Below are 26,121 nucleotides of genomic sequence, written 5' to 3' on the forward strand. Positions count from 1 at the left end.
GCTCGTTGACACGTTGGTACAAGTTGCACTACGGTCGTGCTTGCCCCCACAGGGCGAATCACTTCGACGAAGCAAAGGGGATGCGGGATGAATTCGTTCGTATTGCCCGCGGAACCGGACGCCGAGCAAATCGAGACCGCTCAACTGTTGATCGATCAGCACCGGTCCGATCACAACGGACAGTGCCCGGCGCTGACCTGCGCAGTCGGGGCGAAGGCGCCGCCCTGGCCGTGCGGGCGCTGGCGGTGGTCCATGGAGGTTCTGCGCCGCGCAGGCCTCCCGGTCGCCAACCCCGAGGGCCGCCACCCGTCCGAATCCGGAAACAGCTAAGTGTGGTGTGGGCGAGGGCCCACACCACACTTAGCTGTCTTCTACGTCGCTTAGGTCGTCCTACTTCGTCGCGCGGCGGGAAGCCTTCGTGCGGTACTGCGCCGCGAGCACCAGGAACAGCGCGAGGAAGAACATGATCGAGCCGATCACGTTGATCTGCGGCGGAACGCCTCGCTGATTGGCCCCGAAGACGAACATCGGGAACGTCACCAGGTTGCCCGAGTTGAAGTTCGTGACGATGAAGTCGTCGAAGCTCAACGAGAACGACAGCAGCGACGCCGCCACGATGCCCGGCAGTACCAGCGGCAGCGTGACCCGCCGGAACGTCTGGTACGGCGTGGCGTACAGGTCGGCAGCAGCCTGCTCGAGGCGTGGATCCATCCCCTGCAATCGCGCCTTCACCGTCACGACGACGAAGCTCATGCAGAACAGCACGTGCGAGATGAACAGCGTCGTGAACCCGCGCCCCACGCCGCCCTGCACGAACAGCGCCAGCAGCGACGAACCCAGCACGACCTCCGGGGTCGCCATCGGTAGGAACACCAGGAGGTTCGTCGGCTGCCGCCCGCGGAAGCGGTGCCGCACCAGCGCGAACGCCAGCAGCGTTCCGAGCACGGTGGCGCCGAGCGTCGCGACCAGAGCCAGCCGGATCGAGAGCCAGAGGCTGTCGCACATCCCGCCGATGCCGCAGACGTCGGTCCAGGCGTCGAGCGAGAACTCGTGCCACGCGAAGTTGAAGTTCCCCGCCGGATCGTTGAACGAGAAGACGAACACGACCGCGACCGGGAGCAGCAGGTAACCCAACGCCGCCAGGCCGGCGAACGTCACCAGGTGCTCACGGATCCAGGACAGCGCCGCCGACAGCGGAGGCCGGGTCCGCTGGGCCCGATGCCCGCCACCGGTCCACTCACCCTGTCGATTTTCGGTAGCCGTGGTCATCAGACCAGCTCCTCCGTCCCTGCCCGGCGGACGTACACGAGCACCATCGAAATGATCGCGACCATCAGAATCACCGAAAGCGCGGCCGCGCCCGGGTAGTCCAGCGAGACCAAGAACTTCTGCTGGACGACGTTGCCGATCATCCAGGTCTGCGGCGTGCCGAGGAACTCCGCGTTGACGTAGTCACCCGCGGCCGGGATGAACGTCAACAGCGTGCCGCCCACGACGCCCGGCAGCGACAGCGGGAACGTCACCTTGCGGAACGTCGTGAACGGGTTCGCGTACAGATCGTTGGCGGCCTCCAGCAACCGGCCGTCGAGGCGCTCCAGGCTCGTGTAGAGCGGCAGCGTCATGAACGGCAGGAAGTTGTAGGTCAGACCACAGACCACCGCGATCGGCGTCGCGAGCAGCCGGTCGTCGGTGAAGTTCAGCAGCCCGATCGCGCGCAGCACGTCGGCGACCCAGCCCTCGTCGGCGAGGATGATCTTCCAGGCAAGCGTCCGCACCAGGAAGCTGGTGAAGAACGGCGCCACGACGAGGATCAGCAGCACGTTCCGCCATCGACCGGCCTTGAACGCGATCGTGTAGGCCAGCGGATAGGCGATGATCAGTGCCGCGAGCGTGGCCAGACTGGCGTAGATCAGCGACCGGAGGAAATGCGGCGCGTAGTCCTGGATGACCTCTGCGTAGACCGCGAAGTTCCAGGTCATCACGTACCCGGTTTCCAGCGAGCCCTCTTGCAGCGACTGGCTGACCAGCGTGATCGTCGGAATGATGAAGAACACGCCCAGCCACAGCAGGCCGGGCAGGATCAGCAGGTACGCCGTCGATTTCCGCGCGGTCATGAGACCGTTCCCGCCGGCACCCCGCCCAGCTCCGGGTCGAGGATCGCGCCCGCCTGCGCGTCCTGAGTGCCGTCCAGACCGAATGCCGACGCCGGGTCCCAGTGGATCTGCACCTCGTGCCCCGGCCGCGGGCCGAGGTCGGAGGACAGGTTCTGGGCGAAGACCGAGAGCTGCTGGCCCCACCGGGTGCGCACCTGGTACTGCGTGCTCACGCCGATGAAGCTGGAGTCGATCACCTGCGCGTCGAGCCGGTTGTGCCGGTCCGGGACCGGTGCGCCGTTCGGGCTCAGGTGCAGCTTCTCCGGCCGGACGCCGACGTAGAGCCGGTTCGACGCCGACACCGACCGTGCGGTCGGCAGCACGATCCGGTGCCCCGAGACGTCGAGCAGCAGGTCACCGCCGTTGCGTCCGGTGACCGTACCGGTGAGCAGGTTCGACTGACCGAGGAAGTTCGCGACGAACACCGTCGCCGGGGTCTCGTACAGCTCGACCGGACCGCCGAGCTGCTCGACCCGGCCCTGGTTCATCACCGCGATCGTGTCGGCCATCGACATGGCCTCTTCCTGGTCGTGCGTGACGTGCACGAACGTCGATCCGACGCTGGTCTGGATCTGCTTGAGCTCCAGCTGCATCTGACGGCGCAGCTTGAGGTCGAGTGCGCCGAGCGGCTCGTCCAGCAGGAGTACCTGCGGACGGTTGACCAGCGCACGGGCCAGCGCGACGCGCTGCTGCTGGCCACCGGAGAGCTGGGTCGGCTTCCGCTGGGCGAGGTCACCCAGCTCCACCATCTCCAGCGCCTGGACGACCTTGGCCTTGACCTCGGACTGGCGGCGACGGCGGAGGCCGAACGCGACGTTCTCGAAGATCGTCAGGTGCGGGAAGAGCGCGTAGCTCTGGAACACCGTGTTGACCGGCCGCTGGTACGGCTTCTTCGTCGTGATGTCGTCCTGCCCGAGCAGGATCCGTCCCTCGGTCGGCTCCTCGAGTCCGCCGACCATCCGCAGCGTCGTCGTCTTGCCGCAGCCGGACGGGCCGAGCAGCGCGAAGAACGACCCTTCCGGGATGGTCAGCGTCAGGTTGTCGACGGCGGTCATCGGTCCGAAGCGCTTCGAGACCTCGACCAGCCGGAGGTCCCGCCCCGTGCCCGGCCCGGTCACGCGCCGATGACCTTTGCGTACTTGTCGGAGAAGGCGCGCTCGCTGGCGTCGTCCAACGCCTTGAAGGTGTGCAGCCTCGCCAGCGTGGCTTCGGTCGGGAAGATCAGCTCGTTCTTCGCGACCTCGGGAGCGGACTTCTCCAGGATCTCCTTCGCCCCGACGACCGGGCAGATGTAGTTGACGTAGGCGGCGAGCTCCGCGGCGACCGCAGGCTCGTAGTAGTAGTTCATCAGCAGCTCGGCGTTCTTCTTGTGGGCTGCCTTGTTCGGGATCAGCATGTTGTCGTTCGCCCGGATACCGCCGGCCTCCGGCGTGACGAACTTGATGTCCGTGTTGTCGGCCTGCAGCTGGACGATGTCGCCGGACCACGCGATACAGGCGGCGACGTTCCCGGCCGCGAGGTCCTGCGTGTAGTCGTTACCGGTGAAGCGGCGGATCTGGCCGCTCTTGACCGCGGCGTCCAACGTGGCGAGCGCCTCGTCGAATTGGGCGTCGGTCACCGACGCCGGGTCGTTGCCGTTCTCCAGCAGGATCAGGCCCATCGTGTCGCGCAGCTCGGTGAGCGCGGTGACCTTGCCCTTGAGGTCGCTGCGGGTCAGCAGGTCGGTGATCGACGTGACCGGTCCGGTGACCTTCTCGTTGTAGGCGATGCCGGCCATGATCCCGGCCCAGGGCAGCGAGTACTCCCGCGCCGCGTCGAACTCGACCTCGGTGAGCGAGGGCTCGATGTTCTTCTTGTTCGCCACGTTCTTCGGGTCGAGCTTCTGGACCCACTTGAGCCGGATCAGCCGGGCGGCCATCCAGTCGGTGAGCACCATGACGTCGCGCTTGATGTCGTTCCCGGCCGCGAGGTCGGCGCGGACCTTGCCGAAGAACTGGTCGTTGTCGTTGATGTCCTCGACGTAGTTGACCGAGATGCCGGTCTGCTGCTTGAACTTGTCGAGGGTCGGGTGGACCTTCTCGTCGTTCTCGTCCACGTCGATGTACAACGGCCAGTTCGAGAAGTTGACGACCTTGTCCTTGTCGGACAGGTCGGTCGCGGCGGCCTGCTCGGCCTCGGTCTTCGAGGCGCCTTCCGTGCCACACGCCGCCAACAGCGGTCCGCCGGCGGCCAGTAAGCCCGCGGCACCGGCGCTACGGAGCACCGACCGACGCGACAGCAGCTGGCGCAGCGACCGCATTACGTCCGGGTCGACATCCGTCATCGGGGCTGCTCCTTCAAACCTGGGTGGGCCGCGATAGCGGACCGTGACTGTATAGATGTGTCGGGGTAATACTTCCGCTACGGTGCGGCTGAGGCGAACGGTTCAATGAATTAGGTCGTGTTCCCACGCGACCTACGCGCCGGCCAGCGGATGCATCGCGCTGGGCGGGGTGTCGCGGAACACGGTTCGGTGCCAGGACTTCGCCGCATTAGCGGTCAAGTCGTACATCACGTGCTTGACCGTGGTGTACTCCTCGAACGAGTAGCTCGACATGTCCTTACCGAAGCCGGATGCCTTGACGCCGCCGTGCGGCATCTCGCTGATGATCGGGATGTGGTCGTTCACCCAGACGCACCCGGAGCGGATCGCGCGCGTGGCGTGCATCGCGCGGTGGACGTCCCGGGTCCAGACCGAGGCCGCCAACCCGAACGGGGTGTCGTTGGCCAGCGCGATCGCCTCGTCAAGGTCGGGGTCGTCCCCACCTTGGCGGGCGGCGCCACTTCCGAACGGCAGGGCGACCAACACCGGACCGAAGATCTCACTCTGAACGATCTCTGCGTCCTGCGCCACGTCGACGATCAGCGTCGGCGCGTAGTACGAACCTCTGATGAGTTCGTCGGTCTTCGGGATCTCACCGCCGACCACGACCCGAGCGCCGTAACCGCGGGCCCGGTCGACGAACCCCGCGACCCGCTCCTGCTGGGCCCGGTGGATCAGGGGTCCCTGGTCGGTCGCCGGGTCGAGCGGCGCACCCAGCCGGACCGCGGCCATCAGCTCGGCCACCCGGTCGACGAACTCCGCGAAGCGGGAGTGGTGGACGTAGGCACGGGTGGCGGCGGTGCAGTCCTGGCCGGTGTTGATCAGGGCGCCGGCGACCGCACCGTGGGCGGCGGCCTCCAGGTCGGCGTCGTCGAGCACCACGAACGGGGCCTTGCCGCCGAGCTCCAGGTGGATGCGCTTCGGGCCGCCGCTGGCCAGCTCCATCACCCGGCGTCCGACCGGGGACGACCCGGTGAACGACACCATCGCGACGTCCGGGTGGGAGATGAGCGCCTCTCCGGCGACGGGCCCGGTGCCGGTGATCACGTTCACGACGCCGGCCGGCGCACCGGCCTCGGTGACCAGCTCGGCCAGGCGCAGCGACGTGAGCGGCGTGTTCTCGGCCGGCTTGAGCACGATCGTGTTGCCTGCGGCGATCGCCGGGAGCACCTTCCACGCCGCCATCTGCAGCGGGTAGTTCCACGGCGCCACCGAACCGACGACGCCGACCGGCTCTCGCCGCACCATCGACGTGTGGTCGGGCGAGTACTCGGCGGCTGCTTTACCCGCCAGTTCCCGGGCCGCACCGGCGAAGAACGCGGTGTTGTCGACCGTTCCCGGGACGTCGAACTCCCCGGAGAGGCGGATGGGCTTGCCGGTCTGCCTGCTCTCCAGCGTCGCGAGGCCTTCGGCCTCGGCCTCGAGCAGGCCGGCGAGTTTGGTGAGAACGGCCGACCGCTCCCCCGGCGTCGCGCGAGACCACTCGCCGAACGCGGCACTGGCTGCGGCGACCGCACGGTCGACGTCGTCGGTGTTGGCGAGCTCAGTCGTCTCGACCGTTTCCCCCGTCGAGGGGTCGATCACGTCGTAGCGAGTCCCACTGGAGCCACGTGACCGTTGCCCGGCGATGTACTGGTGCACCCGATGCCCGTCCTCTTCTCGCGCCGCGAGATTACGTCATGCCGGTTTCAGCGCGGGAACGGTAGTCGGCGGCGGACAACCGATCCGGGCCCAGGTACCGGCCGGATGGGCTGAGAATGTCAGGCGAGATGGCCGTGGGGCAAGGAATCCGTGAAACAATCCTGTCTCGGATGTTGAATCCGTTGTGGAGCATCAGAAACATTTCGGTAACTATGGTTCGCGACGCTTTCCGATGAGTCCCTTCGGACCGCTTTTCGGTCCGTCGAGCGGACGCCGTCGGTGTTGTATTCGTTCCGAGGAGTAACGGCATGCCGGAATCAGTACTCAGCCTCTGGCTCGACGGCCGGGCACCCGGCCCGGCCGCCCGGCGTGCCGCACTCGACGGCGACCTCGCCGTCGACGTCGCGATCGTCGGCGCCGGCTTCACCGGGCTGTGGACCGCGTACTACCTCGCGGCAGCCGACCCGGGGCTGCGCATCGCGGTCCTCGAGGCGGAGTTCGCCGGTTTCGGGGCGTCCGGACGGAACGGTGGCTGGTGCTCGGCCCTGTTCCCAGCGTCCACCGCCCGGATCGCCAGGGAGCACGGTCGGGACGCCGCGATCGCGCTGCGCCGGGCGATGTTCGACACGGTCGACGAGGTGGGGCGCGTCGCCGCGGCGGAGGACCTCGACATCGACTGGGCCAAGGGCGGGACGCTGACGCTCGCGGCCGGCGCCGCCGCTGCAGCCCAGGAGGAGCGCCTCCGCGCCGAACTGGAGGACGAGCGGCAGTGGGGGTTCGGCGCCGACGACTACCGATGGCTCGGCCCGGACGAGGCGCGGGCCCGCGTCGACGTGGCCACCGAGGTGCGCGGTGCGCTCTACACGCCGCACTGTGCGGCGCTGCACCCGGCGAAGCTCGCCCGCGGCCTGGCCGACCTGGTGGAGGCGCGGGGCGTCCGGCTGTTCGAGCAGACCCGGGTGCTGCGGGTGGAGCCCGGTCGTGCGGTCACGCGGGCCGGCACCGTCACCGCCGACGTGGTCATCCGGGCCACCGAGGGGTACACCCCGTCGCTGCCCGGGTACCGGCGTGCGGTGGCGCCGCTCTACTCACTGATGATCGCGACCGAGCCGCTGCCTGCCTCGTTCTTCGAGAACGTCGGCTGGGGGGCGCGGGAGACGCTCACCGACGGACGGCACCTGATCATCTACGCGCAGCGGACCGCGGACGACCGCATCGCGCTGGGTGGCCGGGGGGCGCCGTACCCGTACGGCTCGAAGCTGCGGCCGGAGGCCGAGCGGGACCAGGCGGTGTTCTCCGCCCTGCACCAGACGCTGCTGGAGCTGTTCCCGGGCGCCACCGGCGCCGCGGTGACCCACACCTGGGGTGGGGCGCTGGGCGTGACCCGCGACTGGCACGCGTCGGTGGGGCTGGATCACTCCACCGGCCTCGGCTGGGCCGGTGGGTACGTCGGCGACGGCGTCTCGACGACGAACCTCGCCGGCCGGACGCTCGCCGACCTGATCTTGCGACGGGACACCGACCTCACGCGGTTGCCGTGGGTCGGGCACCGGTCGCCGCAGTGGGAGCCCGAGCCGTTGCGGTGGCTGGGGATGTCCGGGGGGCTGTGGGCGATGACCAGCGCCGATCGTGTCGAGGCCCGCACCGGCCGCACCGCCCGCCGCGCTTCGTTGATGCAGGGTGTGCTCGGCGGCTAGCCCCCCGCAATTCTTTGGCCAGTTATCGACCTATCGCCGGCCGGTGACAGGTCGATAACTGGCCAGATTTCTGACGCGGGGGTCAGGCGTCGATGTTGGTCATGACGTGCTTGATGCGGGTGTAGTCCTCCAGGCCGTACATGCTCAGGTCCTTGCCGTAGCCGGAGTGCTTGAAGCCACCGTGCGGCATCTCGGCCACCAGCGGGATGTGCGTGTTGATCCAGACGCACCCGAAGTCCAGCTTCTTGGCCATCCGCATCGCCCGCCCGTGGTCCTTCGTCCACACCGACGACGCGAGCCCGTACTTCACCCCGTTGGCCCAACGCAGGGCCTCGTCCTCGTCGGAGAACTTCTGCACGGTGATGACCGGCCCGAACACCTCGTTCTGCACGATCTCGTCGTCCTGGTTGAGGCCCGACACCACCGTCGGCGCGTAGAAGAACCCACGGTCGCCCACCCGGGCGCCGCCCGCGTCGAGCGACGCGTGGTCGGGCAGCCGGTTGATGAAGCCGGACACCTTCTCCAGCTGCGCCGCGGAGTTGACCGGCCCGTACAGCGCGTCGCCGTCCGACGGCGGGGCCGTGCGAGTGCCCCGCGCCTGCTCGGCCAGGGCCGCCACGAAGTCGCCGTGCAGACCCGGCGCCACCAGCACCCGGGTGGCCGCCGTGCAGTCCTGACCGGCGTTGAAGTAGCCCGCGACAGCGATCGCCTCCGCGGCGGCCTCCAGGTCGGCGTCGTCGAACACGATCACCGGCGCCTTGCCGCCCAGCTCCAGGTGGACGCGCTTGAGATCGCGCGCCGCCGCCCCGGCGACCTCCATGCCCGCCCGCACCGAACCGGTGATCGACACCATGTCCACGTCCGGGTGGTCCACCAGCGCTCGGCCGGTGTCCCGGTCACCGGTGATCACGTTGAACACGCCTTCGGGAAGGAACTCGGCCGCGATCTCGGCCAACAGGAGCGTGGATGCCGGGGTGGTGTCGGAGGGCTTGAGCACCACGGTGTTGCCCGCGGCGATCGCCGGCGCGAACTTCCACACCGCCATCATCATCGGGTAGTTCCACGGCGCGACCTGCCCGCAGACGCCCACCGGCTCCCGCCGGATCATCGACGTGTGCCCGGCCATGTACTCGCCGGCCGACTTGCCCTCCAGCACCCGGGCCGCGCCGGCGAAGAACCGGATCTGGTCGACCATCGGAGGAATCTCTTCCTCCATCGTCAGCTGGATCGGCTTGCCGGTGTTCTCCGACTCGACCTTCACGAGTTCCTCGGCGCGCTCCTCGATCGCGTCCGCGAGCTTGAGCAGCGCCCGCTGCCGCTCGCTCGGGGTGGAGTCCCGCCACGACTCGAACGCGGTCCGCGCGGTCTGCACCGCACGATCCACGTCGGCGGCGCCGGAGAGCGGAGCGCTGGTGTACACGTCTCCGGTACTCGGGTCCACCACATCGAGCGTCCGACCGTCGGCGGCGGCCGCGCGCGCCCCACCGACGAAGTTCTGCAGCGTCATCGTCTCTCCGTAACCTCGCCTGACCTGCACAGGGCACTGAACTCTTTGCGACCTCCGGCCGTCGCCCTGGTTGAGACCTCAGCCGGCGCCGGTCGAAAGAATCCACTCCGGGGCCTGTCCCGGACGGCCATCAGTCTCGTGGCAACACCCGGGGGACGCGCGGAGCACTCACTATCTCACGGCATCCGTAACGGAATCCGCAAGAAGTTGGAGCCCATGCAACGGAATCACTTGCAGAACTGGCCCCTCCTCCGCGACCATGAGCGGGTGCAGCCCACCTCCTCGAGTCGCTCCGCTGGCCCGCCTGTCGTCCTCGACGACATCGCGAAACGGATCATCGAGCAGCTCCAACGGGACGGGCGACGCTCCTACGCGGCGATCGCGAAAGACGTCGGCCTCTCCGAAGCAGCAGTTCGCCAGCGGATCCAGCGCCTCCTCGAGGCGGGGGTGATGCAGATCGTCGCGGTCACCGACCCGCTGATGCTGGGGTTCCGGCGTCAGGCGATGGTTGGTGTCCGCGCGGAGGGCGATCTCCGTGAGGTGGCCGAGCGCCTCGGCAAGCTGGACGAGATCGACTACGTCGTGTTGACCGCTGGGTCGTACGACGTCCTGCTCGAGGTGGTCGCCGAGGACGACGACCACCTGCTGCGCGTCGTCAACGAGCTGATCCGGCAGGTACCCGGTGTGCGGAGCACCGAGATCTTCATGTACCTGCGTCTGGTGAAGCAGACCTACTCCTGGGGGACCAGATGACCACCACCCCGATCGATACTTCCGGGGCAGGAGGGGACAAGCTCTCCCGTACCGCGTACGACCACCTGTGGATGCACTTCACTCGGATGTCGTCGTACGCCTCCGAGCCCGTCCCCACGATCGTCCGTGGCGATGGGGTGTACATCTACGACACCCACGGCCGACGGTTCCTGGACGGGCTCGCCGGCCTGTTCGTCGTCCAGGCCGGGCACGGCCGCGTGGAGCTCGCCGAGGCGGCCTACAAGCAGGCGCAGGAGCTCGCGTTCTTCCCGCTCTGGTCGTACGCCCACCCGGGCGCGATCGAGCTGGCCGAGCGGCTCGCCCACTACGCCCCCGGTGACCTCAACCGGGTGTTCTTCACCACCGGTGGCGGCGAGGCGGTCGAGACCGCATGGAAGGCCGCGAAGCAGTACTTCAAGCTCACCGGCCGACCGTTAAAGCACAAGGTGATCAGCCGCTCGATCGCCTACCACGGCACGCCGCAGGGCGCGCTCTCGATCACCGGTATCCCGGACGCGAAGAAGTACTTCGAGCCGCTGGTGCCGGGCGCGCACAAGGTTCCGAACACGAACTTCTACCGCGCGCCGGAGCACGGCGACGACCTCGAGCGCTTCGGACGCTGGGCCGCCGACCAGGTCGAGCAGGCAATCGTGATGGAGGGGCCGGACACGGTCGCCGCCGTCTTCGTCGAGCCGGTGCAGAACTCCGGCGGGTGCTTCCCGCCGCCGCCGGGATACTTCCAGCGTCTCCGGGAGATCTGCGACCGCCACGACGTGCTGCTCGTCTCCGACGAGGTGATCTGCGCGTTCGGCCGGCTCGGGACGATGTTCGCCTGCGACAAGTTCGACTACGTGCCGGACATCATCACCTGCGCCAAGGGCATGACCTCGGGATACTCGCCGATCGGTGCGGCGATCTTCTCCGACCGCATCATGGAGCCGTTCCTGCAGGAGGACATGTACTTCCCGCACGGCTACACGTTCGGCGGACACCCGGTTTCGGCGCGGGTGGCGCTGGCGAACCTCGACCTGTTCGAGCGCGAGGGCCTCAACGAGCACGTGCTCGCGAACGAGGGCGCGTTCCGGTCGACGCTGGAGCGGCTCTACGACCTGCCGATCGTCGGTGACGTGCGCGGGAACGGGTACTTCTACGGCATCGAGATGGTCAAGGACAAGGCGACCAAGGAGACGTTCAACGCCGAGGAGAGCGAGCGGCTCCTGCGCGGATTCCTCTCCAAGGCCCTGTTCGAGGCCGGGTTGTACTGCCGGGCGGACGACCGGGGTGACCCGGTGATCCAGCTCTCGCCGCCGCTCATCGCCGACCAGGCGCACTTCGACGAGATGGAGCAGATCCTCCGCGGCGTCCTCACCGAAGCCTGGACGAAGATCTAGCCCCCTTCTACGGCGTGTCGGCGCCCCGGCGGAACCGGGGCGCCGACGCGTGGGAAGATGCCACCGTTGGGCCCGTGGACGAGGAGGGAACCGTGGCTGAGGACGAGCCGGTTATCGCACCGGACCAGCTGAGGGAGGGACACCCGAAGCTGTGGCGCTGGCTTGCCGTCGCTTCGATCGTCTCGCTGCTGCTGATGATCATCGGCAACCACGAGGGACGCGTCGAGGATCTGATCCTGATCAGCATCGCGGCCTTCATCGCCCTCGCGCTGGCGTGGGACGCCGTACAGCGGCGGTACGGCGTCAAGCGCTGACACCCCGCATCGAACGACGAAGGGCCCCGGGATCACCCCGGGGCCCTTCTCCGTTGGTAACGCGTCAGCCGACTCGGCGGCTGTAGAGGCCGCGGACCTGGCGCAGCGCCTCGTCCACGTCGTCCTCGAAGTAGCCACCCTGCACCAGGCCGAACTGGCCGGGCATCAGGTCGCTGTCGGAGACCTGGCCGCCGCTGCGGCCCTCCATCATCGCCTGGATCGCATCGAACAGCCGCTCCACCTGACCCGGGTCGTACCCGGAGCCGAAGCGACGGGGGCGGAAGCTCGACCGCAGCTCGGCGACGACGGCCTTGTCCTCGTTGGTGAACGGCGAGACGAGGCCGGGAACCGCCCCCATCTCCATCGTCATCTCCTTGCCGTACCGGCCCGCGTACTCGGGCTCGGCCGCGCCGCGGCCGGCGGGGAGCTCGCGGAACGACGACTCGCCGCCGAACTGGCGACCGCCGCGGGGCGGCGGCACCGATCCGGAGACCGGGATCCCGGAGACCACCGGCTGCGGGCCGGTCGACTCGGGCTCCGGGTAGCGTCCGCCGGTGCGGTACTCGCCGGAGGTCTGGTACTGGTCGGAACCCGGGTACTGGCCGCCTCGGTACTGGCCGGCGAACTCGCGGGCGGGCACGTCACCGTAGGACGGGCCCTCCTGGTACGGCGTCGGCTCGGGGTAACCACCGCGCGGCCGCCCACCGCCGTACGGAGCGCCGGAGTACGGCTGCCCCTCCGGGTAGGACGGGCCCTCCCGGTACGGCGCTCCCTCGGCGTACGAGGGGCCTTCCCGGTACCCACCCGCAGAGCCGTACGGCGGCACCTCCGCGTACGCGGTCTGGTCGAGGTACGGCGCCTGCTCCGGGTACTGCGTCGGGGCTTCCTGGTACCGCCCGGCACCCGGGCGGTCCGCGTAGGCCACCTGCTCGGCGTAGGGCGCGCCCTCGCCGTAGGACGGCTGGTCGACGTAGGGCGGCGCGTTGTCGTACCGCTCGTTACCGCGGTACCCGGCGCCACCGCCGTAGGACGGCTCCTCCCGGTAGCGGTCGCCGTACGGCGCCTGCTCCGGGTAGGGCGCGCTGTCGCGGTAGCGGTCGTCGCGGTAGGGCTCGGGCTGCTCGTTCCAGCCACCGCCGCTGACCGGGGCACCCCGGTACTCCGCGGGCTCGCGCATCGGGGCCGGCTGGTGGATCGTCGCGGCCTCACGCATCGGCTCGCGGGCCGGCCCACCACGGTCGTACCCGGCCGCGAAGCCGGGCTCCGCACCGCGGTAGCCACCACCGTAGGACGGCTCCTCGCGGTAGCCCCCGCCGCCGTAGACGCCCGGCTCGTCGCGGAAGCCCGCGCGGTCGTCCGGCTCGTCGCGGTACGGGCTCTGGCCGTACACGCCGGCGGGCTCGTCACGGAAGCCGGGACGGCCGTACGCGCCGGAGGGCTCGTTGCGGAACCCACCACCGCCGCCGTACGTGGCCGGCTCGGGCGGCAGCGCCGCGGCACCAGCCGCGCCGTATGCGGGCACCTCTTCGCGGTCCTGGTACGCCGACGGACCGGCTTCCAGCGCGCGGAATCCGTTCGAGCCGCGCGGCGGTAGGCCGGAGGCCAGCTCGTCCAGCTCCTTCTCGAGCCGGTCGAGGTGGAGGTCCACCTGCCACTCGTCGTAGCCGCCGAAGCGGGTGCGGAACACCACGTCCCGGATGTCCGCGGCGGTCAGCGGCTCGCCAATGGGTCGCCGCGCCAGCGTCGCCTCGGCCCGGTCGAGGAACTCGTCGACCTCGTCGACCTTGTATCCCCGCTTCAGAGCCTTGCGGCGGAACCTGTCGCCCTGCGCCATCGTCCTCATACCTCCGCTGCCGCGAGCTGGCCACATGCGCCGTCGATTTCTCGACCGCGTGTGTCCCGGACCGTGGTCGGGACGCCTGCGGCCCGCAACCGGTGCACGAACTCCCGCTCCACTGACTTCGGGCTGGCGTCCCAGTCACTGCCCGGGGTCGGATTGAGCGGAATCAGGTTCACGTGAGCGAGCCGGCCCGCCAGCAGCCGACCCAGCAGGTCCGCTCGCCAGGGGTGATCGTTCACGTCCTTGATCATGGCGTACTCGATCGAGACGCGTCGCCCGGTTCGCTCGGCATACTCCCAAGCCGCCCCGAGAACCTCAGCGACCTTCCATCGGGAGTTCACCGGTACCAGGGTGTCTCGTAGTTCGTCGTCAGGCGCGTGCAGGGACACCGCGAGAGTGGCGTTAATACCCTCGCCTGTCAACCGCTTGATCGCAGGTACCAGGCCCACCGTGGAAATGGTGACCGAACGTTGGGAGAGACCCAGGCCGTCCGGTGGGGCGTCGGTGATCCGATGGAACGCCGCGAGCACCCGCTTGTAGTTGGCGAGCGGTTCGCCCATGCCCATGAAAACCACGTTGGACAGTCGGTCGCCCGTCTTCGCCATCTCCCGTGCCGCCACCATCACCTGCTCGACGATCTCAGCCGTCGAGAGGTTCCGGGTCAGGCCGTTCTGACCAGTGGCGCAGAACGGGCACGCCATGCCGCAGCCGGCCTGGCTGGAGATGCAGACCGTCGCGCGGTCGGGGTAGCGCATCAGCACGCTCTCGACGAGCGCGCCGTCGAACGTGCGCCAGAGCCACTTGCGGGTCGAGTCGTCGTCGCACGCGACCGACCGCACCGGCGTCAGCAGTCGGGGCAGCAGCGCCTCGGCGAGCGGTGCACGGTCGGCAGCGGGCAGGTCGGTCATCCCGGCCGGGTCGGCAGACGGATCAGAGTTCAGACGCCCGAAGTAGTGGGCGGACAGCTGCTTGGCCCGATAGGCGGGACGACCCAGGGCGGACACGGCCGCACGACGCTCCGCTGGGTCGAGATCCGCCAGGTGGCGGGGCGGGGCGGTTCGGCGGGGCGCGTCAAGCACCAAAGGGAGTGTCGTCGTCATCGCTTGCTTATTGTCACACGCCGCAGCGGGCTCGCGGCTGGTCTCGGACAGAGGCATCCGCCACGAAGGCGTCTCTCACAGTGACTTGCTACCGTTTCACAGCTCTCAGTAGTTCTACGATCGCAGCCAGCAATGGGTTCGCGCATTTTCGCGATCACTTTTTCGCTCACTGTTTTCCGGCGGTCACGCGGCGGGCGCAAATGCCGTCAACAGCAGGTACGCCACCGGCGCCGCGAAGAGCAGGGAGTCCAGCCGGTCCATCAGGCCGCCGTGACCGGGCAGCAGCGAGCTCATGTCCTTGACGCCGAGGTCACGTTTAATCATCGATTCAGTAAGGTCGCCGAGAGTAGCGGCGACGGCGATGGCCAGCCCGTAAACCACACCCTCCCACCACGCTCCGTTGTCGAAGCCCAGCTCGAGGAAGGCCGCGCCGGCGATCGCACAGGCGATCAGCGAGCCGGCCATGCCCTCCCAGGACTTCTTCGGGCTCACGGTGGGAGCCATCGGGTGACGTCCGGCGAGCACCCCGGCCGCGTACCCGCCGACGTCGCTGCAGACGACCGTCGCGATGAACGCGACGATGCGCATGACGCCGTCGTCCTCGACCTCCAGCAGGACCGCGAACCCCGCGAGGAAGGGGACGTAGGCGGCGACCAGCACCGCGGCGGTGACGTCCCGTTGGAAGCCGACCGGGCCGTCCGGGAGCCGCCAGATCAGCACCGCGACGACGGTCAGCAGCAGGCCGAGCAGCAGCGACTCGGTACCGCCTGCCCAGGTCATCCCGATGGTCGCGACACCGCCGACGATCAGCGGCACCATCGGCGGGCGGGCCTCCACCGGCCGGATCGCCCGGACGAGCTCCCAGATGCCGACGCCGACCGCGCCCGCGATCACGGCAGCGAACGCGAGCTTCGACGTGAACAGCGTCACGACGATGAGCGCGGCGAGGCCGACCCCCACTCCGATCGCTGCCGGAAGGTTCCGGCCGGCCCGGCTCGCGGTCGACACCGCGGCGCCGAGCGGCGGTCCGACCTGTACGGCGTCCGGCTCCTCGTCGGCCGGAGGGGTGCTCGCGGCGTCCGACTCCGCCGCCGGGGTCGCCGGGGTCGCCGGGGTGGCCGACACCGGTTCGCCGTCGGGGGCGGCCGAAGCGGGCGGCCCGCTCTGGGCCGGCGGCGCGTCCACGGAAGCGACCTCACTCATGCCTGGGTTGTGCACTCCCCCGCGGTCGCGGGGTGGCCGGTGACGCCCGCCCCGACCGGAGGGCCGGGGCGGGGGCGTCGCGGACGGAAGCTCCGACACAGGGTCTTCTCAGACCTCGAGGAGCTCGGCCTCCTTGTGCTTCATCAGCTCGTCGACCTGGTGGACGTACCGACCGGTGGTGTCGTCCAGCTCCTTCTCGGCGCGGCGCACGTCGTCCTCGCCGGCCTCGCCGTCCTTGCCGATCTTGTCGAGCGCTTCCTTGGCCCGGCGCCGGATGTTCCGGATCGAGACCTTGGCGTCCTCACCCTTGGAACGGGCCACCTTCACCAGCTCGCGGCGACGCTCCTCGGTCAGCTGCGGGAAGATCACGCGGATGATCGAGCCGTCGTTGCTCGGGTTCACGCCGAGGTCGGAGTCGCGGATCGCCCGTTCGAGCGTGCCCAGCTGGGAGCCGTCGTACGGCTTGATCACCGCCATCCGGGCCTCCGGGATCGTGATGGAGGCCAGCTGGGGCAGCGGCGTCATCGCCCCGTAGTAGTCGACGAAGATCTTCCCGAACATAGCCGGAGCCGCCCGGCCGGTACGGATGGAGCCGAAGTCCTCCTTGGCGACCTCGACGGCTTTCTCCATCTTCTCTTCGGCTTCGAAGAGAGTTTCGTCGATCACTGGTGTCGCCTCCTGGGCTCGGGCTCGGACGTTGGGGCGATCGGCCATCGGTCGCGGCCTGAAGATTATTTCAGTCCGCAGCGGCGGTGGTGACCAGCTCTGTGGTCACCAAGGTCCCGATCCGGTCACCGCGGACCGCGCGGGCGATGTTGCCGGGGACCAAGAGGTCGAAAACCACCAGCGGGAGATCGTTCTCCATGCACAGACTGATCGCGGCGGCGTCGGCCACGCCCAGACCGCGGGTGAGCACCTCGGTGTAGCTGATCCGATCGAAGCGGACCGCGGCCGGGTTCTTCTTGGGGTCGTCGTCGTAGACGCCGTCGACCTGGGTCGCCTTCAGCAGGACGTCGGCGCCGATCTCCAGCGCACGCTGGGCAGCGACCGTGTCCGTGGTGAAGTACGGCATGCCGGCGCCGGCGCCGAAGATCACGACCCGGCCCTTCTCCAGGTGCCGCATCGCGCGCCGCGGAATGTAGGGCTCCGCGACCTGCGCCATGTTGATCGCGGTCTGGACCCGGGTGTCGATGCCCTGCTTCTCCAGGAAGTCCTGGAGCGCCAGACAGTTCATCACCGTGCCCAGCATGCCCATGTAGTCCGAGCGCGCCCGGTCCATGCCGCGCTGCTGCAGCTCGGCGCCGCGGAAGTAGTTGCCGCCGCCGACGACGACCGCGACCTGCAGTCCCTGCCGGACGACGTCCGCGATCTGGACGGCGATCGTCTGCACCACGTCGGGGTCGACGCCGAACTTGCCGCCGCCGAACACTTCGCCGGACAGCTTGAGCATCACCCGGGCCCACGGGCGGTCACGGCCGACCGGCTTCGCGTCCGGGGCGGGGCGGGTCTCCAGAGTCATCGCTGGCCTCCTAGGACTGGCCGGCGATGTGGCGTCCGGCCGGATCGAGTTCGTTGCGGTGTGCGGCGCTCAGCGGGGCCTCGTGGTGGACAGTGCCGTCGGCCTCAGTGCGGCGCAGAAAAGGCCGCCGGTGGCAGGTGAGCCACCGGCGGCCTTCGCGCGTCGTCGGGACACGTGGGCCGGCCCGGTGGGCCGACCGTCAGGCCTGTCCGACCTCGAACCGGACGAACCGGCTCACCGTGACACCGGCTCCGTCGAGCAGCGCCTTCACGGTCTTCTTGCTGTCCTGCACCGAGGACTGCTCGAGCAGCACGTTCTCCTTGAAGAACCCGTTCACCCGGCCCTCGACGATCCTGGGCAGCGCCTGCTCGGGCTTGCCCTCCTCGCGCGCGGTGGCCTCGGCGATCCGACGCTCGTTCTCGACGACGTCGGCCGGCACCTCGTCCCGCGTCACGAACTGCGGACGCATCGCGGCGACCTGCATCGCAGCGCCGCGCGCGGCCTCGACGTCGTCGCCGGTGAACTCGACCAGCACGCCGACCTGCGGCGGCAGCGCCGGGTCCTTGCGGTGCATGTAGGTGGCGACCTGACCTTCGAGCAGCGCGACGCGGCGCAGCTCGAGCTTCTCGCCGATCTTCACCGAGGCGGCCTCGATGTTCTCGGCGACGGTCTTGCCGTCCTTGAGCGTCTCCGCGAGCAGCGCCTGCAGGTCGCCCACCCGCGCCGCGGCGGCGTGCGCCACGATGTCGGCGGCGAGGCTCTGGAACTCGTCGTTCTTGGCGACGAAGTCGGTCTCGGCGTTGAGCTCGATGATCGCGCCCTCGGCCGCGGCAACCAGGCCGTTGGCGGCCGTGCGCTCGCCGCCGCGCTTGGCGGCCTTGGCGGCGCCCTTGATGCGCAGCACCTCGACGGCCTTGTCGAAGTCGCCCTCGGCCTCGGTGAGCGCCTTCTTGGCGTCCATCATGCCCGCGCCGGTCAGGTCGCGGAGCTTCTTCACGTCAGCGGCGGAAATGTTCGCCATTGTCCGTTCTCTCAGATCCCGTAGTCGAAGTGGCCCGTCATTGGGCCCGGAGGTGGGCACGGCCGGCGCGAGCCGGCAGATGCGACCCGAGGCGCGGGTGGTCGACGACCACCCGCGCCAGCGGGATCAGGACTCGGTGCTGGCCGGGGCCGGCTCAGCCGCAGCAACCTCGGCCGGGGCGGCCTCAGCCGGGGCGGCCGCAACCGTGGCGTCCGCGACCGGGGCGTCCGCGACCGGGGCGTCCGCGACCGGGGCAGCCTCAGCCGTGGTGGGCTCGGCCGTCTTCGACTCCAGCAGCTCGCGCTCCCACTCCGGCAGCGGCTCGTTCTCGGCGGGCGCGTCCGGCTTGGTGTCGGCCTTGCTGCCACCGGCACGGGCGATGAGACCCTCGGCGACCGCGTCGGCGATCACGCGGGTGAGCAGGGCGGCGCTACGAATCGCGTCGTCGTTGCCCGGGATCTTGTAGTCGACCTCGTCCGGGTCGCAGTTGGTGTCGAGGATCGCGACCACCGGGATGTGGAGCTTCCGCGACTCGTCGACCGCGATGTGCTCCTTCTTCGTGTCGACGATCCACACCGCGGAAGGCACCTTCTGCATGTCGCGGAGGCCGCCGAGCGTGCGCTCGAGCTTGTCCTTCTCGCGCTTGAGAACGAGGGCTTCCTTCTTGGTCAGCACGTTGTCGCCACCGGTCTGCTCGATGACCTCGAGCTCCTTGAGGCGCTGCAGCCGCTTGTACACCGTCTGGAAGTTGGTGAGCATGCCGCCCAGCCAGCGCTGGTTGACATACGGCATCCCGACCCGGCGAGCCTGCTCGGCGATGGCCTCCTGGGCCTGCTTCTTGGTGCCGATGAACAGGATCGTTCCGCCGTGCGCGACGGTCTGCTTGACGAACTCGTACGCGTTGTCGATGTACGTGAGCGTCTGCTGCAGGTCGATGATGTAAATCCCGTTGCGCTCCGTCAGGATGAAGCGCTTCATCTTCGGGTTCCAGCGTCGGGTCTGGTGCCCGAAGTGCACGCCGCTCTCGAGGAGCTGGCGCATTCCGACGACGGCCATTGGAAGGCGCGTCCTTTCCCTGCTCGGGCGGCGGCCCGGAGGCACGCCGCGTTTCCTCGGTTGTCGCGTCGGGTGCTCGGCACGTCGGCCGGCCCGTCGCCCTGGTGCCCCACGGTCGTTGGCCCCCTGCAGGGGACCGAGGAGACCGCCGCGCCAAGCCGTCCGCCGGAGCGGAGAGCGCGGAACGCGCGGTGGGCACGCGAAGTCGACCCGCAGGAGCGGGTCGCCGGAGTGGAGTCTACGCGGACCAGGCCCCGGATGCCGAACCCGCCTGTCCGGGGCGGCCGGGCGCCGTTGGGGGCTGCGGGGCGCGGAGCGCCGCTGGGGGGCTGCGGGGCTGCGGGGCGCGGAGCGCCGCTGAGGGCTGCGGAGCGCGGAGCGCCGCTGAGGCTGCAGAGCGCGGAGCCCCGCTGAGGGCTGCAGAGCGCGGAGCCCCGCTGAGGGCTGCAGAGCGCGGAGCCCCGCTGAGGGCTCCGCCGGGGCGGGGGCGCTGTTGCAGGGCGCCGCCGGGGCACCGTTGCGGCCGCCGCCGGGGCGGGGCGCGGTCTCGGGGCGCGGTCTCGGGGCGCGGTCTCGGAGCGCGGTCTCGGAGCGCCGCCGGGAGGGCGCCGCCGGGGCGGCTTCGGGAAGCGGTACGCCGTTGCGGGGCGCCTCCGGGGCGGGTGCCGATGGGGCGCCAGCGCTTTTCGGGAAGGCAACCTCTGCGAGGGCCCGCCGTCAGGCGGTTGTGGCAACGGGGTAGCCGCCTGTTCGGGCAGAGGTAGTCGCCGGGCACCGACCCGGCGTGGTTGTCGCCCCTCCGGCCGGGCTCCGGCATGGTTGTCGCGCTTTCCGGGCAGTGCGTGACGCGATTGTCGCGCCTCCGGGCAGCACTCGGCATGGTTGTCGCGTTTCCAGGGCGGCATCCGGCGTGGTTGTCGCGCTTCCCGGGCGATGCGTGGCGTGATTGTCGCGCCTTCCGGGCAGCACCCCGCGTGGTTGTCGCGCTTCCCGGGCGATACGTGGCGTGGTTGTCGCGCTTTCCGGGCAGCGCGTGACGTGATTGTCGCGCCTTCCGGGCAGCACCCCGCGTGGTTGTCGCGCTTCCCGGGCGATACGTGGCGTGGTTGTCGCGCTTTCCGGGCGGCGCCTGGCGTGGTTGTCGCGTTGGCCGTGCCATAGCGCGGCAAGCGCAACAACCATCTCGGCGGCACCCGGAAACGGCGACAATCAAGCCCTCGGCAGCGCGCTAGCCAGGACTCATCCCCCAGCGCCGCCTGTCGCCGGGGCGGGTGCCACCGCCGACGCAGCGGCGTCCCCACTGCTACCCGACCGGCACGCCCCCGGGGTGTTGCCACGACCGCAGCAATCCACGGGGCACGGTGAGGTTGTTTTCCCGAAAAACGCCCGCCGTGCGATCAGTTGACGGTGAGCGCGGCGCAGAGGAGAAGCGCTACCCCCACCGCTACCGGGAGCGCACCGGGCCGAGCCAGCAGCGCCGGGAGCGACTGGGTGCTTTTCTCGCCGGCGTCCGCCCGTGCAGCCTTCAGCGCACCGGTCGCGAGCAGGACGAAGCCAGCCACGCCCAGTCCGCCGCCGAGCACGTCGACCGCGTTCGGGTTGTCCCCGAGCGCCGACCGCCAGCTCAGCACCGCCGCCGGAACGGCCACGATCGCCAACACCGCGACCACCGCGGCGACCAGCGCGACGGTTCGCCACTGCGCCGGAGTCAACCGTCGGCGCGGCCGCTTCGTCACCGGGCCGGACGGCCGGGCGGCCGACGCCGGGCCGGACGGCCGGGCGGGCAGCGCCGTCGACGCCGGGCCGGAGGACGGGGCGGGCGAGGCCGACATCCGGCCAGATGACGGGGTGGGCGAGGTCGACGGTTCCGTCGGCGCCGGGCCGGACGGGGTCGGTGATGCCGTCCGCCCCAGACCGGATGGCTGGGTGGTCGGGGCCGGGCCGATCGGCGCCGGCGTGGATCCGCTCGGAGCCGGCCGCGGCGTCGTGACGTCCACGGGGACCGGTCCGGTGCCGCCGGGCGTCCACCCCGCCGGGTTCGCAGGGGCCGGTTCCGCCCACGCCGGGCTCTCCGACGCCCTGGGCTCGACGTTCTGCGCCGAGGGACGTCCGGGCAGCAGGCGTTGCACGAACCGCCGTCCCGGCAGTGCCCGTGCCAGGCGAGGTGCGAGCGGGTGCTCGGCGGGTGGTCCGATGGGCTCCGGGGCGGGGCCTAACGGGCCGGACGGCGTCGGCCGCGGAGGCTCGTCGTCGGCGCGGGCTCGAGCACGGGTGCGGGCGACCAGGGCGTCGAACGTCGGTACCGGCTCCGCAATCGTGATCGGATGCGGCGCCGCACCGATCGGAAACACCGCAGGACGCTCCCCCACGGTCCCGTCCGCGACGGCTTCGCCCGTCGAGGCGGCGCCCGTCGAGGCGGCGCCCGTCGAGGTCGCGCCCGCTGGGGTGGCGCCCGCTGGGGTGGCGTCGGGTCGGCGTGCATCCGCGGTTGCGTCGGGTGAGCCGGCCGGTTCGATCGGCTGGCCGTCCGGGTCGACCAGCCCCAGCCGGACCAGTACCGACTCGGTGTCCGACCAGTGCGACTGCTCGCCGTTCACCGCTGCACCGCCGTCCACTGGGGCAGCGTCACCGGGCACCGAGGCAGCGTCACCGCTAGCAGGCGCGGCGTCGTGGGGCACTGGCGCAGCGTCCCCGCGTGCGCCTGAAGCGTCGCCGCTAGCAGCAGCGGCATCGCCGAGCGCTGGCGCACCGTCGCGGCCAGCGGTCGCGGCCTCCCGCGGAGCGGCCTCCCCAGCGGCACCGTCGCCGCTAGCAGGCGCGGCGTAGCCGAGGTCTGGCGTACCGTCGCCGCCGATGGTCGTGGCGCCACCGACTGCGGCATCGCCGGGTGCGGCGTCCCCGCGCGCAGCGTCGCCGTTAGCGACCGCGCCGCCGCCCGTCGCGGCATTGCCCGTCGCGGCCTTGCCCGTCGCGGCCTTGCCCGTCGCGGCATTGCCCGTCGCGGCATTGCCCGTCGCGCCGCCGCCCGTCGCGCCGCCGCCCGTCGCGGCGTCGCCGTGGTTGGGCGTGGGCGGTGCGGCCTGCGCCGGGTTCAGCGCGGCAGGCTCGGTGGCGGCCAGTTCCGGCACCGAGGTCGGTACCTCGACCTCGATCGGCGTCAGCGTGACCGTGGTGGCGTCCGGGTCGACGCGCCCAGCCGAACCGGTCCCCTCCGGCGCGGGCGGCCCGGCCACGTCGGACCGCTGGATCGGCGCCGCGGCCGGGGCGTCCACAGACGTGGTGCGGGACGAGGACTTCCGCGCGCCGGATGCCCGACCACCGGTGCTGCGGGTCGGCTTGTCCGGCTCGGCCGGAGCCTTGCTCACCGCCGCCCGGCGGGTCGAACCGGCGGTCGCGGCCGACGTCCTCGCCCGCGGAGTTCGGGCCGGCTTCCGTGGGGCAGCGCCCGCGTCGCCCGGCTCGTCCGCTGACGACGCCTTCTCGACCATCGGCGCTCCTCCCGCTGGGGCGCGTCCGTAACCACGCCGGCGCAGACGTTACCGACTTCTCCGTCAGCGTCTCGCCGCCGACCCGGCGCCCGACGTCGCCTAACTATCCGGATTTCGTCTGAATCGACACTCACGGGCGTGTCGAAACGGCGAGTTTTGTCGCCTTCAGCCCGAAATTCCGCGCGAGAACGCCGTTTATCAGGACCTTAAGTCGAGATTTGGTGGGTCAAAAACCCCGCCCGCTGTGCTGAACAGGAAAGACTGCGCCTATCGTCTGGGGTCATGACCCCTGCCGGCAACGCCGGGTCCGGACTCACTCCATACGCCGAGTCCGGCTTTCTCGGTTCTCCCACGTCCCCGTCGTTCGGTCGTTCCCAGGAGACTCGCCGCGGCATCACCCGAATGCGCGGCTTCGGCACCACGATCTTCTCCGAGATGACCGCGCTGGCGAATCGCACCGGCGCGATCAACCTGGGACAGGGCTTCCCCGACACCGACGGCCCGGGCTCGATGCTGCGGGCCGCGGTGGCCGCGATCCAGTCCGGGCAGAACCAGTACGCGCCCGGCTCCGGCACTCCGGACCTGCGGACCGCGATCGCCCGCCACCAGGGTGACTGGTACGGCCTCGACTTCGACCCGGACACCGAGGTCCTGGTCACGGCGGGCGCCACCGAGGCGATCGCCGCGACGCTGATGGGGCTGTGCGAGCCGGGCGACGAGGTGCTCTGCGTCGAGCCGTACTACGACTCGTACGCGGCGGTGATCGCGTTGGCGGGTGCCGTCCGCCGCCCGGTGACGCTGCGACCGCCGGACTACCGGCTCGACACCGCCGCGCTGGCCGCGTCGATCACGCCGCGGACCCGCGTCATCCTCATCAACTCGCCGCACAACCCGACCGGCGCGGTGTTCGACCGCGACGAGCTCGCCGAGGTCGCCCGGTTGTGCGTCGAGCACGACCTCATCGCGGTCACCGACGAGGTCTACGAGCACATCGTTTTCCACGGCGAGCACGTGCCGTTGGCGACCTTCCCGGGGATGCGCGACCGGACGGTCACGATCTCCTCCGCGGGCAAGACGTTCAGCGCGACCGGCTGGAAGGTGGGCTGGATCTGCGCCGCTCCCGACCTGGTTGCCGCCGTCGCCCGAGTGAAGCAGTTCCTCACGTTCACCAACGCCGCGCCGTTCCAGCCCGCCGTCGCGGCCGCGCTGGGGCTTCCCCGCGAGTACTTCACGTCGCTCGCGACTGACCTGCGGGCCAAGCGCGACCTGCTCTGCCAAGGGCTGGTCGCCGCTGGCTTCGACGTCCACATCCCGGCCGGCACCTACTTCGTGACCGCGGACGCGGCTCCGCTCGGCGGCGAGGACGGCCTGGCGTTCTGCCGTGCGCTGCCGGAGCGCGCCGGTGTGGTGGCGGTCCCGGTCGGGGTGTTCTACGACCAGGAGGCGCACGACGTCGTGCCGGGCGCCTCGCTGGTGCGGTTCGCGTTCTGCAAGCAGGACGAGGTGCTGCAGGAGGCCGTGCGTCGGCTCGAGGGGCTGCGGGACGGCGGTCCGGTGGTCGAGCCGGCGCCGCGCCGGATCCCGGGAACCGTGGAGCAGCCGGGCGCCTGGGCCCGCTGACGGTCGTCCACCGGGGCGGAGGTTGTCCACAGGGCGCCGGAGGGCCCCTGGCGACGGCGGGCCGAGGCGGCCACGCTCGCGTTCATGCTGAAGACTGCGGACGCCGGGCGCGTGCTGCGCCGGGTGCTGATCGGAATGGCTCTGGTCGCCGCCGGCGCGGCGGGTGCGCCGGTCGGAGCAGGCGCGACGCCGTCCGAAGGGCCGCCCACCGCGCCGGTTGAAGTGGGCGCAGAGCCCACAGCGGTAGCGGCAGAGCCAGCGGGCGCGGATCCGACGGCGGTTGGCGCGCAGTCGGCGGAGTGGCGATGGCCGCTCGATGGGGTGCCACGAGTCGTCCGGCGTTTCGACCCACCCGCCGACCCGTACGGCCCCGGCCATCGCGGCGTCGACCTGGCCGGAGCACCGGCGGCGACGGTCCGCGCGGCGGGCGCGGGAGTGGTCCGGTTCGCCGGACCGGTCGGCGGACGGGGCGTCGTCAGCGTCACCCACCCCAGCGGCGCCCGGACGACGTACGAACCGGTGCGGGCGGTGGTGCGCACCGGCGACCGGGTGTCGGCCGGTACCGCGCTGGGCAGGCTGGATCCGGGACACCTTGGCTGCGCGGAGGCGGCGTGCCTGCACTGGGGCCTGATCGTGGAGGGCAGTTACCGCGATCCACTGGCCCTCGTCGGGCCCGGTCGGGTGCGGCTCTACCCCGGAGGAACGAGCTGATCGGTGTTGAGCGGCGCGTACCGGGCGCTGCCGCCCGTCGTATAGGCCCAGTACCGGTCGCCGTACGACCAGTGCCACCACTCGGTGGGGTAATTGACCAGCCCGACCGCGCGCAACGTGGTCACTAGCAGGCGTCGGTTCGCCGCCGCCTCGCTCTGGATGTCCGGCGCGGCGGTGTAACAGCGGTTCGCGCTCGCGACCGGGCTGGCGTTCACCTCGGTGCCCATGTCCAGCTCGCCGCCGTCGTCCGCGCAGAGCGTCAGATCGATCGCCCCGCCGGTGCAGTGCGGAGCCACCTCCGGCGGCGAAATGAACCGGGACGCTTCGCGACGGACGCGTTCGGCCGTCCACTCCGGGTTGCGTTCGCGCAGCAGGTCGGCGTAGGCCGTGAACTGCTCGAGCTGCACCGCGGGTGGGCGGTACCCCTCGATGAGCAGGAGGTGGACGCCCGACGGCAGGCTCGCCGCGGCGCGGACCAGCCGGTCGCGGAGCCCGGACCGGACGAAGCGCAGCAGCGGGTTGTACGGCGCCTCGCGGCCGTCGACGCGAAGGCCGGTGCCGTCGGCGGCGTCGACCACCGGCTCACCGGTGTCCTGCGTGGTCACCGCCGCGATCACCGGATCGCCGAGAAGCACCAAGTCACCCGCCACTCCTGCCACGCTATCCCGCCGCACCGCGCACCCCGCGAGTGCGCCGTGTCCGCTGCGGCGAGGCGTGGTGGCCGCGCGGGTGGCTGCGCGCGGTG

The 26,121-nt window shown here is 70.5% G+C and carries 21 protein-coding genes; 6 read left to right on the forward strand and 15 right to left on the reverse strand.

Translation table 11 applies throughout. From position 1 onward, the window contains the following. Positions 1-390 precede the first annotated feature (390 nt). The 5 genes from ABEB28_RS21260 to ABEB28_RS21280 all read right to left on the reverse strand — a co-directional run bounded on the left by ABEB28_RS21260 (position 391) and on the right by ABEB28_RS21280 (position 6,156). Entirely contained in the window at positions 391-1,272 is an 882-nt protein-coding gene (locus ABEB28_RS21260) for an ABC transporter permease (protein ID WP_376981185.1), read from the reverse strand. Further along, positions 1,269-2,114: an ABC transporter permease gene (locus tag ABEB28_RS21265; protein ID WP_345729905.1), complete on the reverse strand. Its 846-nt coding sequence runs from the start codon at positions 2,112-2,114 to the stop codon at positions 1,269-1,271. Before ABEB28_RS21265 ends, ABEB28_RS21260 begins: the two co-directional genes overlap by 4 nt. Then, positions 2,111-3,271: an ABC transporter ATP-binding protein gene (locus ABEB28_RS21270; protein ID WP_345729906.1), complete on the reverse strand. Its 1,161-nt coding sequence runs from the start codon at positions 3,269-3,271 to the stop codon at positions 2,111-2,113. The genes ABEB28_RS21265 and ABEB28_RS21270 overlap by 4 nt, the downstream gene beginning before the upstream one ends. Next, on the reverse strand, positions 3,268-4,476 hold the full coding sequence (locus ABEB28_RS21275; protein ID WP_345729907.1) for a polyamine ABC transporter substrate-binding protein: 1,209 nt from the start codon (positions 4,474-4,476) through the stop codon (positions 3,268-3,270). The genes ABEB28_RS21270 and ABEB28_RS21275 overlap by 4 nt, the downstream gene beginning before the upstream one ends. 132 nt (positions 4,477-4,608) lie before the next feature. Beyond that, positions 4,609-6,156: a gamma-aminobutyraldehyde dehydrogenase gene (locus ABEB28_RS21280; protein WP_345729908.1), complete on the reverse strand. Its 1,548-nt coding sequence runs from the start codon at positions 6,154-6,156 to the stop codon at positions 4,609-4,611. 308 nt (positions 6,157-6,464) lie between these two features. Between ABEB28_RS21280 and ABEB28_RS21285 the strand changes: the two genes are divergently transcribed. Beyond that, on the forward strand, positions 6,465-7,853 hold the full coding sequence (locus ABEB28_RS21285) for an NAD(P)/FAD-dependent oxidoreductase (protein WP_345729909.1): 1,389 nt from the start codon (positions 6,465-6,467) through the stop codon (positions 7,851-7,853). 82 nt (positions 7,854-7,935) lie between these two features. Here the strand turns inward: ABEB28_RS21285 and ABEB28_RS21290 are convergent, their stop codons facing one another. Beyond that, positions 7,936-9,360, reverse strand: coding sequence for a gamma-aminobutyraldehyde dehydrogenase (locus ABEB28_RS21290; RefSeq protein WP_345729910.1), 1,425 nt, complete (start codon positions 9,358-9,360; stop codon positions 7,936-7,938). Between the two features lie 216 nt (positions 9,361-9,576). Here ABEB28_RS21290 and ABEB28_RS21295 point away from each other — a divergent pair, with 216 nt between their 5' ends. From ABEB28_RS21295 to ABEB28_RS21305, 3 genes are all read left to right on the forward strand, one after another. Further along, on the forward strand, positions 9,577-10,113 hold the full coding sequence (locus ABEB28_RS21295) for an Lrp/AsnC family transcriptional regulator (RefSeq protein ID WP_376981169.1): 537 nt from the start codon (positions 9,577-9,579) through the stop codon (positions 10,111-10,113). Continuing rightward, a complete protein-coding gene (locus ABEB28_RS21300; RefSeq protein ID WP_345729911.1) occupies positions 10,110-11,504 on the forward strand; it encodes an aspartate aminotransferase family protein in 1,395 nt (464 codons plus the stop codon). The genes ABEB28_RS21295 and ABEB28_RS21300 overlap by 4 nt, the downstream gene beginning before the upstream one ends. A gap of 92 nt (positions 11,505-11,596) precedes the next feature. After that, the gene (locus ABEB28_RS21305; RefSeq protein ID WP_345729912.1) at positions 11,597-11,818 is read left to right on the forward strand and encodes a DUF2631 domain-containing protein; all 222 of its coding nucleotides are present in this window, start codon (positions 11,597-11,599) and stop codon (positions 11,816-11,818) included. A 64-nt stretch (positions 11,819-11,882) separates the two neighbouring features. Here ABEB28_RS21305 and ABEB28_RS43190 read toward each other — a convergent pair whose 3' ends face one another. From ABEB28_RS43190 to ABEB28_RS21345, 8 genes are all read right to left on the reverse strand, one after another. Further along, the gene (locus tag ABEB28_RS43190) at positions 11,883-13,652 is read right to left on the reverse strand and encodes a DivIVA domain-containing protein (protein WP_376981171.1); all 1,770 of its coding nucleotides are present in this window, start codon (positions 13,650-13,652) and stop codon (positions 11,883-11,885) included. Positions 13,653-13,657: 5 nt separating this feature from the next. Then, positions 13,658-14,758 (reverse strand): dual-specificity RNA methyltransferase RlmN, encoded by a 1,101-nt coding sequence (gene rlmN / locus ABEB28_RS21315; protein WP_345729913.1) that lies wholly within the window; start codon positions 14,756-14,758, stop codon positions 13,658-13,660. 183 nt (positions 14,759-14,941) lie between these two features. Then, a complete protein-coding gene (locus tag ABEB28_RS21320) occupies positions 14,942-15,961 on the reverse strand; it encodes a phosphatidate cytidylyltransferase (RefSeq protein ID WP_345729914.1) in 1,020 nt (339 codons plus the stop codon). A gap of 108 nt (positions 15,962-16,069) precedes the next feature. Further along, complete coding sequence (gene frr / locus ABEB28_RS21325; RefSeq protein WP_345729915.1) at positions 16,070-16,627, reverse strand: ribosome recycling factor; 558 nt, start codon at positions 16,625-16,627, stop codon at positions 16,070-16,072. A gap of 70 nt (positions 16,628-16,697) precedes the next feature. After that, a complete protein-coding gene (gene pyrH / locus ABEB28_RS21330) occupies positions 16,698-17,480 on the reverse strand; it encodes a UMP kinase (protein WP_345729916.1) in 783 nt (260 codons plus the stop codon). A gap of 199 nt (positions 17,481-17,679) precedes the next feature. Next, positions 17,680-18,501: a translation elongation factor Ts gene (gene tsf, locus ABEB28_RS21335; RefSeq protein WP_345729917.1), complete on the reverse strand. Its 822-nt coding sequence runs from the start codon at positions 18,499-18,501 to the stop codon at positions 17,680-17,682. Between the two features lie 126 nt (positions 18,502-18,627). Next, complete coding sequence (gene rpsB / locus ABEB28_RS21340; protein ID WP_345729918.1) at positions 18,628-19,557, reverse strand: 30S ribosomal protein S2; 930 nt, start codon at positions 19,555-19,557, stop codon at positions 18,628-18,630. Positions 19,558-20,954: 1,397 nt separating this feature from the next. Further along, positions 20,955-23,045, reverse strand: a complete 2,091-nt coding sequence (locus tag ABEB28_RS21345; RefSeq protein WP_345729919.1) for a hypothetical protein — start codon at positions 23,043-23,045, stop codon at positions 20,955-20,957. A gap of 402 nt (positions 23,046-23,447) precedes the next feature. Here ABEB28_RS21345 and ABEB28_RS21350 point away from each other — a divergent pair, with 402 nt between their 5' ends. Together ABEB28_RS21350 and ABEB28_RS21355 are read left to right on the forward strand one after the other, a co-directional pair. Further along, positions 23,448-24,665, forward strand: coding sequence for a pyridoxal phosphate-dependent aminotransferase (locus ABEB28_RS21350; RefSeq protein WP_345729934.1), 1,218 nt, complete (start codon positions 23,448-23,450; stop codon positions 24,663-24,665). Positions 24,666-24,749: 84 nt separating this feature from the next. Further along, on the forward strand, positions 24,750-25,376 hold the full coding sequence (locus ABEB28_RS21355; RefSeq protein WP_345729920.1) for a murein hydrolase activator EnvC family protein: 627 nt from the start codon (positions 24,750-24,752) through the stop codon (positions 25,374-25,376). Here the strand turns inward: ABEB28_RS21355 and ABEB28_RS21360 are convergent. Continuing rightward, a complete protein-coding gene (locus ABEB28_RS21360) occupies positions 25,355-26,050 on the reverse strand; it encodes a M15 family metallopeptidase (protein ID WP_345729935.1) in 696 nt (231 codons plus the stop codon). The two genes, ABEB28_RS21355 and ABEB28_RS21360, sit on opposite strands and share 22 nt — an antisense overlap. Positions 26,051-26,121 lie beyond the last annotated feature (71 nt).

The organism is Cryptosporangium minutisporangium, from assembly GCF_039536245.1.
Taxonomy (GTDB): domain Bacteria; phylum Actinomycetota; class Actinomycetes; order Mycobacteriales; family Cryptosporangiaceae; genus Cryptosporangium; species Cryptosporangium minutisporangium.